This window comes from Mesorhizobium sp. Root552, from assembly GCF_001427285.1.
Taxonomy (GTDB): domain Bacteria; phylum Pseudomonadota; class Alphaproteobacteria; order Rhizobiales; family Rhizobiaceae; genus Mesorhizobium.
This window is the reverse complement of the sequence record NZ_LMFV01000023.1, coordinates 287,790-299,312: the sequence shown is the minus strand read 5'-3', so window position 1 is coordinate 299,312 and position 11,523 is coordinate 287,790. Positions and strand designations below refer to the sequence as shown.

The window sequence follows — 11,523 nt, the reverse complement described above, 5'->3', positions numbered from 1 at the left end:
TCAAGCCATGGCATGATGGCTGAAGGCCGCATAGCGGCCGGTCACATGATGTTCGAGCTGGCGCTCGATGTCGGCCAGCAGCGAGGAGGCGCCGAAGCGGAACAGGTTCGGTTGCAGCCAGTCGTTGCCGAGTTCTTCCTTGACCAGCGCCAGATAGGCCAGCGCATCCTTGGCGGTGGAGATACCACCGGCGGGCTTGTAGCCGACGACGTGGCCGGTTATCTCGCGATACTCGCGGATGGCGCGCAGCATGGTGAGTGTCACCGGCAGCGTGGCGTTGGTTGCCTCCTTGCCGGTCGAAGTCTTGATGAAGTCGGAGCCGGCCATCATCGCCACCCACGAGGCGCGGGCGACGTTGCGCAGCGTCTGCAAATCACCGGTGGCGAGGATGGTCTTCATATGAGCTTTGCCGCAAGCTTCCTTGCAAGCCTTCACCTCATCGTACAGCGCCTGCCAATTGGCAGTCAGCACATGCTCGCGGGTGATGACGATATCGATTTCCGAAGCGCCGTCGGCAACCGAAGCCTCGATCTCCTTCAGCCGCGTGGGCAGCGGCGACAGGCCGGCGGGAAAGCCGGTGGAAACGGCAGCAACCGGAATACCCGAACCTTCCAGCGCCTCCACTGCGGTGGCAACGAAACGATGGTAGACGCACACTGCACCGGTGGTGATGTTGCGCTCACCAAGGCCCAGCGCCTGCTTGAGGTCTTCGCGCAACGGCTGGCGCGCCTTGGCGCACAGCCGCTGGACACGGCCAGCGGTGTCATCCCCATTCAGCGTGGTGAGGTCGATGCATTGCAGCGCGCGCACCAGCCACGCCGCCTGCCACTCCTTCTTGACCGTGCGGCGGCCGGCCAAAGACGCGGTGCGGCGTTCGGCAGCGGACAGATTGACGCGCACGCTGTCAACCGGGTCAAGCGAAAGCGGCACCGCCGGATTGTACGGATGCGGCTGGTTGGCGAAGGCCGACGGCACCACGCCCGCATCCCCCCGCTTTTCGATATTCATTTTCAACTCCACTGCATGTCCGGCGAGATTATTCGCCGTAACCGATGATGCCCTTGACCTCCAGGAAGTCATGGATCGCCCAGTCGGCATATTCGCGCCCGTTGCCCGACTGCTTGTAGCCGCCGAACGGCGCGAAGGTGTCCCAGTCGGGGTAGTTCAGGTTGACCTGACCAGCACGAAGGCGCGAGGCCACGGCGCGGGCATGCTTGATGTCCTTCGACTGGACATAGGCGGCAAGGCCATAGACGGTATCGTTGGCGATTTTCACTGCGTCGTCGTCGTCGTCATAGGAAATGACCGACAGCACCGGGCCGAAGATTTCCTCCTTCTCGATGGTCATGCCAGGCTTCACATGACCAAAGACGGTCGGGCGGACATAGTAGCCGCGGTTCAAATGTTCGGGCCGACCTGGACCACCCGTCACCAGCGTCGCGCCGTCCTTGATGCCGGCTTCGATCAGCCTCTGGATTTTGTCGTACTGCAACTGGCTGACGACGGGACCAAGCTGGCTGTCCTCGGCGCGCGGATCGCCAACCTTGTGAGCTTCCGCCGCATCCTTTGCAATCGCAAGCGCCTCGTCGTGACGGGCAGCCGGAACCAGCATGCGGGTCGGTGCATCGCAGGACTGGCCGCTGTTGCCGAAGCAGCCCTCAACGCCCTTCTTCACAGCAAGCGCGAAATCGGCGTCGGGCAAGATAATGTTGGCCGACTTGCCACCCAGCTCCTGGGCCACACGCTTGACAGTATCGGCGGCGGTCTTGGCTACGATGATGCCGGCGCGGGTGGAGCCGGTGAAAGAAACCATGTCGACATCGGGATGGCCGGCCATGACCTGGCCGACGTCGGGACCGGTGCCATTGACCATATTGTAGACGCCCTTCGGGGTTCCGGCGGCCTCCATGATTTCGGAAAAGACAATGCCGCTGATCGGCGCGATCTCGGAAGGCTTCAACACCACCGTGCAGCCTGCGGCGATGGCGGGCGCAACCTTGCAGACGATCTGGTTCAGCGGCCAGTTCCACGGCGTAATCAGCGCGCAGACGCCGATCGGCTCCTTGACCACCATCGTGGCACCGCGCTTTTCGGAAAACTCGTAGCCTTCCAGCGCCTTGATGGTCGCTTCCATATGGGCGCGGCCGGCCCATGCCTGCGCCTCGCGTGCCCAGGTTATGGGCGCACCCATTTCGTAGCTGACGGCCTGGGCGATGTCCTCGTAGCGTTCGTTGTAGATTTCGAGGATGCGGTTCAGGAGCTTCAGGCGATCAGCCTTGCTGGTCTGCGAAAAAGCCGGGAACGCCGCCTTCGCCGCCGCAACGGCCTTGTCCACATCAGCCTTCGAGCCAACTGAAATCTTCGTATAGGCTTCCTCGGTGGAAGGGTCGATTACGTCCAGCGTTGCCGAAACAACCGGCGCGACCCATTTGCCATCGATGAAGAAATTCAAGTGGTTGTTCATCTGACCGCCTTGCCCTAGTTCGGAAACCGTCCGGCGCACGATATCGGCAGAACCAGCGATATGCCACCGCGAACTTGCGCCCCACCGGAACACGATCACGCGACCGGGACTGCTTCCCACATTTACAATGTTCTCTATTTGTTCTAAATTGCTGCATGCAATACGATCTTGGTTTCACTCTGTCGCAGAGGAGCGATGCGCCTCTGCGCAAAGTCGCCTTGCCGGCCGGTAAACTGGGCCAAGCAGATGGGCAACTGATCCTGCCCGGTCTTGGCGCAAAGCGTGCAGACAATCTCTTTTTCGCACTTCGCCCTACAGAAGCCACGGCTCTACTGGCCGATCGGATCGCGGACAGCGTCATCGAAAGACATGGCCTGCGGGGCAAGCCACTTGGCCCCCGCCGCTACCACGTCAGCGTGCACGGGTTGGGCACTTTCGACGGACGCAACCCCGGCATCGAACTGAAGGCCGAAGATGCAGCCAGCCGGATCGAGTTTGTTGAATTTTCCGTCTGCTTCGACCGGGTCGTGAGCTTCGCCGGCAACAGCAACCACCTGCCAGTGGTGCTGATCTCGAAAGGCGGCAATGAAGAATTGTTCGACTTCCATCGCCGTCTGGGCGACGCCATGCGGTGGAGCGGACTTGCCCGGAAGGTTCGAAAGGCGTTTACGCCGCACATGACGCTGCTCTACGATTCCCGCATGGTGCCCGAACAGGAAATCGAACTGCTGGAATGGAGAGTGCAGGCATTCTGCCTGATCCACAGCGAGCAAGGCTTCTCGCGGCATGCAGAATTGCGGAGCTGGCCAACGCGTTCAAGAAAGTAGAATGCAGGTTTGAAGCCGGGCTACAGGTCGCCGTTGCAGTTCCACCGGGTTCTTACGCGCCAACACTGCGCATGTTACCAAGGACGTCGCTACGGGCGGAGTTTGAAACGTGACACTTACCAATCGAGATATCGTCGAACTCACGGCGTGGCGACGGAAGCTGCATCAGCATCCGGAAATCTCGAATGAAGAACAAAAGACCGCAAGCGAGGTGGTCGAATTCATAGGCGAGACGAAGCCGGACAGAATCCTGACGAAACTGGGCGGGTACGGCGTGGCGGCCGTCTATGAAAGCGGCAGGCCCGGACCGACAGTGATGTTCCGTTCGGAACTGGATGCCCTGCCAATCCATGAAATTTCAGGGGTGCTGCATGCCTCGTTGGCGCCAGGCAAATCGCATATGTGCGGACATGACGGACATACGGCAATGCTGGGCGCGCTTGGGCGTCAGTTTGGACGCCAGAGGCCAGCCCGGGGTCGCGTCGTCCTGATGTTCCAGCCGGCGGAAGAAACCGGCAACGGTGCGGCCGACGTCGTCGCGGACCCACGCTTTGGCGAGATTGCGCCGGACTTCGCTTTCTCATTGCACAATCTGCCCGGCGTGCCGTTCGGCGAAGTGCGGATCAGAACCGGCGTGGTCAATTGTGCTTCCCGCGGCATGCGGATCGTGTTGGAGGGCAAGACCGCTCATTCGTCGATGCCGGAAACCGGCGTGTCGCCCATGCTGGCAATCAGCGAACTGATGCCTTCACTTCCGAAGCTTGGCAGTGGAACTTTCGCGGACGATGAATTCGGCATGGTAACGATAACCCATGCTGCGATGGGGGAGGCCGTATTCGGCATTGCCCCCGGGTACGGTGAGGTCTGGGCAACGCTTAGGACCCGGCGCGACGAGCGCATGGCAAATCTGTGTGCTGCTGCCGAATCGCTGGTCATGAAGATCGCGAGCCGCAACCGGCTGTCCGCCCGCTTTGATTATCATGAGATTTTTGTCGCCAGCGTCAACGCTTCGGACGCCGTAGAACATTTGCAGCGCGCGCTCGATGAAGAAGGCATCTTGCACGCGGAAGATGGCCTGCCGATGCGCGCTTCGGAGGACTTCGGCGTGTTCGGCCACAATGCCTCGTCGGCGATGTTTTTCCTGGGGGCCGGCGAACAGCACCCCGCCCTGCACAATCCGGATTATGACTTTCCGGACGATCTTATTCCGATCGGATCAAAGGTATTCATGCGCACGGCGCGAAACATCCTGGGATAATTTCACCAAATGACGTGATGGGTGCTCGATCATGACAGCCCACATCAAAACATGGCTTATGCTGCTGGCAGCTTGGCTTTGTGCTGGCATGGTGGACATCGGAACCGCGAAAGCAGACGAAATCGTTCACTTCGAAAGTGCCACCTATTCGCCCACGCCATATCAAACCAAGCAAGCTCTCCAACAGGGCAGGAACCCAAAGCCTTTCCCCGGCCTGCTCCTCAATGGCCGCTTGAAGAAGCCCAATGGCCAAGGGCCGTTTCCCGCAGTCGTTCTGATGCATGGGTGCGGAGGTATCTGGCGCTGGAACGATGTCTGGTTGGGCAGGCTGGCCGGTTGGGGATATGTCGTGCTGGACGTCGACAGTTTCGGGCCTCGTGGAAAGGCTTCAATCTGCGAAAACGGCGGATCGATCACCGGCGAGACGAGGGCGCTCGACGCCTACGGCGCGAAGGCATTTCTGGCGGCCATGCCATTTGTAGACCCCGCGCGGATCGCCGTGTTCGGCATGTCCCACGGCGGTTGGGCGGTGCTGAACGCAGCAAGCCGGGCGACCATTTCGGATTTGGAGCTGAAATCTTTCCAGGCGGCAATTGCCCTTTACCCATGGTGCGATGAGCCGATGGAGATTGCCGTGCCGCTGCTCATCCTGACCGGCGCATCGGACGATTGGTCACCGGCGGAACGCTGCAGAACATTTGCCGCCGTCACAGGCCCGTCCAGCGAAGTCGTTTTGAAAGTCTATCCCGGCGCTCATCATCTGTTCGACCTCGAAGGTGTAGATGAGCGACAGGACGGTCACATCCTGCGCTATGATCCTGAGGCGGCGGATGATGCGGTCGAGCAAATCAAGACGTTCCTGTCCAAGTACCTTTGATGGGCATCGGACCTGCCATTGGCGGGCAACAAAGCGGGCCAAGGCACCTGAGCTTGGCTTTTCGCCAACTCCTCGGTAAGGTGCGATCAAGACGACGGCCCGCTCCATACGGGCCGCATGAAAGGCTGTTCAAGCAAAGCCAAGCCGCGTTTGGCGTCCGCTTTTGCCTTTCAACCGGGTGAACGGGGTAGAAGAAACAAAATTCCGGGATCGAGACAAACCGATCGATCGAACCCGCAGCGCGGCGCGCTGCACGGGCAGGCATTGCCTTGGCCTCAATGCGCCGCAAGCGACAGAACACGCCGGCCGCAAAGCTATGACCAGCTCATCGTCTGCGAACGGGCTACGATTTCGCACATATGTTCAACCAGACCGGAGGTAGCAATTGAGTGATACGATAGATGGCGTTTTGGACTGGCTTTCAAGCAGACCCGATATCCAGAGCCTGAGGGCTGCGGTCTGCGATCTCAACGGCATCATGCGCGGCAAGCGCATTCCCGTCGAACAGGCACGGAAGGCTCTCGAGGGCAAGTTGCGCATGCCCTATTCGATCAGCGGCGTCGATGTTTGGGGCGAAGACATCGAAGGCAACAAGCAGGTTTTCTCTACCGGCGACGCCGACGGCATCTGCCACTGGACGGGGCGCGGCATCTTGCCGATGGACTGGACCGCCTACCCCACCGCGCTCATTCCACTTTGGCTCAGCGATGAAACCGGCGCACCCTTTCTCGGCGACCCGCGACGCGCGCTGGCCCGCATTCTCGACCGATACAAGACGCTTGGCCTGACGCCTGTGGCCGCGACGGAACTCGAGTTCTATCTGGTCGATCCAAAATCGGCGCGTCCGCGCGGCCCGGTATCGCCGGTCACAGGGCGGCGGCTTGATTCCGACGCGGCGCTTTCCATCGACGAGATCGACGATTTCGAAGCGTTCATGCACGACGTCTATGAAGCCTGCCGCTTGCAGGACATTCCGGTCGATACGGCCATTGCGGAAAACGGCGTCGGCCAGTTCGAGATCAATCTCAACCACGTCGCCGACGCCCTGCGGGCCGCCGACGATGCGGTGCTGTTCAAGCGCACCGTGAAAGGCATCGCGCGCAAGCACGGCTTCATCGCCTCGTTCATGGCCAAGCCCTACGGCAAACGCGCCGGCAACGGGTTCCATGTCCATTTCAGCCTCATCGACGGCGAAGGGCGCAATGTGTTCGACGACGGCACCGAACAAGGTTCGGAGCTGATGCGCCATGCGGTCGCCGGGCTGCTCGCGGCAATGGCCGAAAGCACGCTGGTGTTTGCGCCGCATTTCAACTCCTATCGCCGGCTACGGCCGAAGTCCTACGCGCCAACCGCGGTCGCATGGGGTTACGAAAACCGCATGGTGGCAATCCGCATTCCTGGCGGACCGGCAAGCGCGCGCCGCATCGAGCACCGCGTTTCAGGAGCGGACGCCAATCCATATCTGGTGCTTGCCGCTATTCTCGGCGCGGCGCTGGTAGGCATAGAGCGGCAGATGTCGCCCGGAGAGCCGATCGCTACCGATGCCTATGACCGCAGCGACCTTGCGAAGCTGCCCCCCGACTGGGCGTCCGCTATCGCCAGCTTCGAGCACGGCAAGCTTGTCGCGGAAATTTTTCCCGATGCGCTGCGCGGCTCGCTCGTTGCCTGCAAGAAGCAGGAGCTGGAGACATTCGCGCTCAGGGTGAACAATTTCGAGTTCGAAACCTATCTGGAAGCCGTTTGACGGCATGAAAAAGCCCCGGCGCGAATGCCGGGGCTCATGTCCGTATCATTGCTGCCGTCAGCCTTCGCCTGCGCCGTTGCCGGTGATGCGGATGCGCCCTGCCTGATGGTCGCGGTAGCGCGCCGCTGCCTCGGTGCGGTTGTGGATGCCGAGCTTGCTGATGATGTTGTGCAGATGGATCTTCACAGTGTGCTCGGACAGATTGAACTCTGCGGCAATCGCCTTGTTCTGAAGCCCACGCGAGACCATTTCCAATATCTGCATTTCGCGCGGGGTCAGGTCGGCGACGCGATCCGCCCGCGCCGATCTCTGAACGGGAAGTTCGACGAAGGCCGAAGACGGCTGAGGCGCGGAGGCGATCTTCTGCGCGTAGGAATGCAGCATGCCGACGGGGAAGTACTCGCCGCCGCGAAGCATCAGCCGCACGACCGACAGCCACACGTCGAGCCGAAGGTTCATCGGCAATACCCCGCGAACCAACTGTGATTCACAAATGTCGGGGAATATCAGCGGCGAATTCTGGCTGTCGGAATCGATCAGCGCGATCATCGCATGCGGATGCCGCCGCGTCAGTTCCTCGGACAAGCGCTGCGCCGCCGGCAAAAGCATAGGATCGATCAGGATCAGTGCCACCGGGAAGGCAAAGGCCGCACATGCCGCTTCCACCCTATCCATCTGCTTGATGTCGAGCCACGGGAACTCGTGGTCGAGCGCGTAGACCAAGCTGCCCGATATCGCACCAGGTGCCGTCACGAAAAGAACGGTCTTTCGCGATTCGAACGCCCCAACCGCGGCTCGCTTTCCATTCATGGCCGCTTCGCTTGTTGCTTCCATTGGCTCCGACTTCTTCCTGGATTGCCCAATCCGACCCACCCCTGCCAACTGCCCCACGCAGGCGCAACTGAGGCGCCAGGCGAGTTCGGCCGATAACGACGATATTGCAGGAACTTAAACGCCGCGATGGGGCAATAGGGTTGAGGCTCAACCCAAACGTGGGATGCCCGGAGGGTCGGCAGGATCATCGGCCTCCTCCAAATGGACTAGCCGGCTCAATCGGGCGTTCTCAATCGTTTGGACAGCCTGCTCCCACGGGAGTGGCCAAATGTGAGGCCAGAAGCCATGACGCTACGTAATGACTGCCCTCTCCGGCCCGTGCGCCCGCACCGCCGGCCATCAACGTAAAGCATTGTTGCCAGTAGCGCCGAAAATAAGGCTGGGTTGCCACAGAAGACCGAAAATATCCTGTTTGGCGGAGCCTTCGATACGCCTCACACCAGAATGGATGAGGCTTTCTCCCCGATCTAAACCTTAGCAAGAGGCAGATAAGTTGGCACATTGCCAAGGCCCGGAAACGGTTCGGGCGATGCGGAATTCCGTCGCAACGTGCCTGAGCAGCGATGGCACCCGGAACGGGGTTACCGCTTTCGAACAAGCGAGCCTGCAATGACTATCTTTCGCAGAACTCTGACCGGCCGGGCATTTGGCGCCATGTTCGCCTATGCGGTGGCGCTGGCAAGCGGCGTCCTCCCAACTCAGGCCAATGCCGGCGAACTGGTCGCACAGACCAAGGTGCGCGTCACCGTGTTGCAATGGATGCCGATAAAGGGCGCTTATGAACAGTGGGCTGCACTCGGCGGCGACTATGTCGTAACCGAGGAAGGCACGCTGGAGCTTCCGGTGATCGGGTCCGTGAAGATCGGCGACATGGACTCTACCAAGCTGGCTGCGGAGATAGCCAAGCGCATCCAGGCCAAGACCGGGCTTGTCGACAAGCCGGATACGACGGTCTCTGTGGTGGAGTATCCGCCGGTCTATGTGGTGGGCGATGTTGCCAAGCCAGGCGAGTACAAATTCCGTGAAGGCATGACGATCCTGCAGGCGCTGGCGCTGGGCGGCGGCGAGCGGCGCGGCACCCTCGGCGCAGGCAAGAGCGAGGTAGGACTGGTCGGCGAATTGCGCGGGCTGGACGCCCAGATCTTGCGCAGCATGGCCAAGATCGCGCGGTTGCGCGCCGAGGCCGCTGGTGCCGAAACGATTGATTTTCCTGCCATAGCCCCGGGAACGGAAAGCAACCTCGCACAGGACATATTCAATCAGGAACAAACGATTTTCGGCACGCGCGCCAAGGAACTGGCGCGGCAGACGAAATCGCTGTCGGAGTTGCAGGACCTTTTCACGGCAGAGATAGGCGCGCTTGAACAGAAGACCGCAACGGCGGATGAAGGCATTGCCGCGGCGGAGCGGGATCTCAATGCAGTCAAGGGCCTGGTCAGCAAGGGCTTTGCCGTGATGTCGCGGCAATCGGAACTGGAACGCGTCGTGGCGAGCTACAGGGGCGAGCGCCTCGACCAGGTTACTGCGATCATGCGCGCAAGGCAGAACCTCGCCGAAGCCAAACGCAACATGGAAGGCATCGAAGACAGGCGCCAGACCGAAGTCGCCGGCGAGATACAGGCCGAACAGGCCAATCTCGAACAGCTCAGGCTGAAGCGGGACGTGTCACAGAAAATGCTGTTGGACGCACTGTCCTCGTCCAGCGTTTCGTCAAGCGGCGAGCAAGCAACCATCAGCTACTCCATCACCCGCACGCATGACGGTCAGGAGGTCGCAGTTCCAGCAAGCGAATCCACCGCATTGCTGCCGGGCGACGTGGTGAAGGTCAGTTCGTCGCTGGCGTTGGTGCAAGGCGGCGAGACTTCGCCCGATGCTGCTTCAACAACGACGGCGCAACCGGAAGCCAGCCAGTGAAACAAGGTTTCCTCGGCAGATCGGACGCGGAACCGCGGATCGCATGCGCCATGACGCGGCCATCACCGCCCGACTGGAACAACGTGTGACCTCATGACCGAGACGGCGATGAGCGAACCGGTTCCGCCGAAATCGAACAGCTATACGCAGATCCTGAAGTCGACCGCGATGATCGGCGGTTCGTCCATCGTCAATATCGGCTTCTCCATCATCCGCAACAAGGCAATGGCCCTGCTGCTCGGACCATCCGGCGTCGGCCTGATGGGCCTCTACGGCTCGATCATCGACCTGACCCAGACCCTGGCGGGGCTCGGCATTCCTGCAAGCGGCGTGCGCCAGATCGCGGAGGCAACCGCGACGCAAGATGAAGACAGGATTGCGCGAACGACGTTGATGCTGCGGCGGGTTTCCATCCTGCTTGGCCTGTTCGGCGCCGTCCTGCTAGGCCTGCTGGCATTTCCGGTTGCGCGTTTCACTTTCGGCGACGACACGCATGTGGTCGCGGTCGCCCTGCTTGGCGTTGCCGTTTGCCTGCAAGTGATGTCGGCCGGCCTGATGGCCCTGGTGCAAGGCATGCGGCGCATTTCGCATCTGGCCCAGATCACCATGCTCGGCGCCTTCTTCAGCACGACTATCGCCATACCGATGATCTATTTCTTCGGAGAAGCCGGGATCGTGCCGGCGTTCATCGCCATGGCGCTTGCCTCGGTGCTGACATCATGGTGGTACGCGAGACAGATCAAGATAAAGCCGATAAAGCTCTCGACGCGAGAGGTGGGCGAGGAAGCCGCGGCGCTGCTCAAGCTGGGCGTGGTCTTCATGGCAAGCGCCTTCCTGACCACGGGGGCCGCCTACGCAATCCGCCTGATCGTGCTCAAGCACTCGGGTTTCGAGGCCGCCGGACTCTATCAGGCTGCATGGGCGCTGGGCGGGCTTTATGCAGGCTTCATCCTGCAAGCCATGGGCACGGATTTTTTCCCACGTCTGACGGCAGTTGCGAACGACAACCAGGAATGCAACCGCCTCGTCAACGAGCAGGCGCAGATCAGCATCCTTCTGGCAGGACCGGGGCTGCTGGCGACGCTGACGGTGGCTCCGCTGGTAATGACCATATTCTATTCACATGAATTCATACCCGCCGTGGACCTGTTGCGTTGGATCTGCCTTGGCATGATGCTGCGCATCGTCGCCTGGCCAATGGGTTTCATCGTCCTTGCCAAGGGCGATCGAAAGGTGTTCTTCTGGACGGAAGTGGCAGCGACCACGGTGCATGTCGGGTTGGCATGGCTGCTGGTACCGCTCATAGGCCTGACGGGTGCCGGTGTTGCCTTCTTCAGCCTTTATGTCTGGCACGGCAGCCTGATCTACATGATCGTGCGCCGCATGAGCGGGTTTAGATGGTCAGCCGAAAATCTCAGGCTCGGTGCGATCTTCCTGCCCGCAGCGGCCGTTGCATTCGCAGCCCTGATGCTGTTGCCGTTCTGGCCGGCGACCGTGATCGGCATCGCCTTGACGACCGTCACGGGGCTTTATTCGCTGCGCTTGTTGCTGAAGCTGTTCCCGGCAGAAAAGCTGCCGGGATTTGTCAGGCGTTGGGCATAAGAC

At 60.9% G+C, this 11,523-nt stretch carries 9 protein-coding genes; 6 read left to right on the top strand and 3 right to left on the bottom strand.

The annotated features are described in order from the left end of the window. A complete protein-coding gene (gene deoC, locus ASD50_RS12185; RefSeq protein ID WP_056241207.1) occupies positions 1-1,008 on the bottom strand; it encodes a deoxyribose-phosphate aldolase in 1,008 nt (335 codons plus the stop codon). Positions 1,009-1,036: 28 nt separating this feature from the next. Next, positions 1,037-2,464, bottom strand: coding sequence for an aldehyde dehydrogenase family protein (locus ASD50_RS12180; RefSeq protein ID WP_056241204.1), 1,428 nt, complete (start codon positions 2,462-2,464; stop codon positions 1,037-1,039). 74 nt (positions 2,465-2,538) lie between these two features. On the opposite strand from ASD50_RS12180, the gene ASD50_RS12175 reads away from it, so the two are divergent. The 4 genes from ASD50_RS12175 to ASD50_RS12160 all read left to right on the top strand — a co-directional run bounded on the left by ASD50_RS12175 (position 2,539) and on the right by ASD50_RS12160 (position 7,170). Continuing rightward, positions 2,539-3,291 (top strand): 2'-5' RNA ligase family protein, encoded by a 753-nt coding sequence (locus ASD50_RS12175; RefSeq protein ID WP_156465054.1) that lies wholly within the window; start codon positions 2,539-2,541, stop codon positions 3,289-3,291. Between the two features lie 109 nt (positions 3,292-3,400). Next, positions 3,401-4,549: an amidohydrolase gene (locus ASD50_RS12170; RefSeq protein WP_056241198.1), complete on the top strand. Its 1,149-nt coding sequence runs from the start codon at positions 3,401-3,403 to the stop codon at positions 4,547-4,549. A gap of 31 nt (positions 4,550-4,580) precedes the next feature. Next, positions 4,581-5,426 (top strand): dienelactone hydrolase family protein, encoded by an 846-nt coding sequence (locus ASD50_RS12165; RefSeq protein WP_056241194.1) that lies wholly within the window; start codon positions 4,581-4,583, stop codon positions 5,424-5,426. 385 nt (positions 5,427-5,811) lie between these two features. Then, entirely contained in the window at positions 5,812-7,170 is a 1,359-nt protein-coding gene (locus ASD50_RS12160; RefSeq protein ID WP_056241191.1) for a glutamine synthetase family protein, read from the top strand. 57 nt (positions 7,171-7,227) lie between these two features. Here the strand turns inward: ASD50_RS12160 and ASD50_RS12155 are convergent, their stop codons facing one another. Next, complete coding sequence (locus ASD50_RS12155) at positions 7,228-7,980, bottom strand: helix-turn-helix transcriptional regulator (RefSeq protein WP_244484502.1); 753 nt, start codon at positions 7,978-7,980, stop codon at positions 7,228-7,230. 633 nt (positions 7,981-8,613) lie between these two features. Between ASD50_RS12155 and ASD50_RS12150 the strand changes: the two genes are divergently transcribed. Beyond that, positions 8,614-9,918, top strand: a complete 1,305-nt coding sequence (locus ASD50_RS12150; RefSeq protein WP_056241190.1) for a polysaccharide biosynthesis/export family protein — start codon at positions 8,614-8,616, stop codon at positions 9,916-9,918. A 108-nt stretch (positions 9,919-10,026) separates the two neighbouring features. Further along, the gene (locus tag ASD50_RS12145; RefSeq protein ID WP_056241557.1) at positions 10,027-11,520 is read left to right on the top strand and encodes an O-antigen translocase; all 1,494 of its coding nucleotides are present in this window, start codon (positions 10,027-10,029) and stop codon (positions 11,518-11,520) included. Positions 11,521-11,523: the final 3 nt, after the last annotated feature.

Bases quoted from the DNA above. Each gene is read 5' to 3' on its own strand.
- ASD50_RS12145 (WP_056241557.1), top strand. From the start codon at position 10,027: ATGAGCGAACCGGTTCCGCCGAAATCGAACAGCTATACGCAGATCCTG.
- ASD50_RS12165 (WP_056241194.1), top strand. From the start codon at position 4,581: ATGACAGCCCACATCAAAACATGGCTTATGCTGCTGGCAGCTTGGCTT.
- ASD50_RS12155 (WP_244484502.1), bottom strand. From the start codon at position 7,980: ATGAATGGAAAGCGAGCCGCGGTTGGGGCGTTCGAATCGCGAAAGACC.
- ASD50_RS12180 (WP_056241204.1), bottom strand. From the start codon at position 2,464: ATGAACAACCACTTGAATTTCTTCATCGATGGCAAATGGGTCGCGCCG.
- deoC (WP_056241207.1), bottom strand. From the start codon at position 1,008: ATGAATATCGAAAAGCGGGGGGATGCGGGCGTGGTGCCGTCGGCCTTC.
- ASD50_RS12150 (WP_056241190.1), top strand. From the start codon at position 8,614: ATGACTATCTTTCGCAGAACTCTGACCGGCCGGGCATTTGGCGCCATG.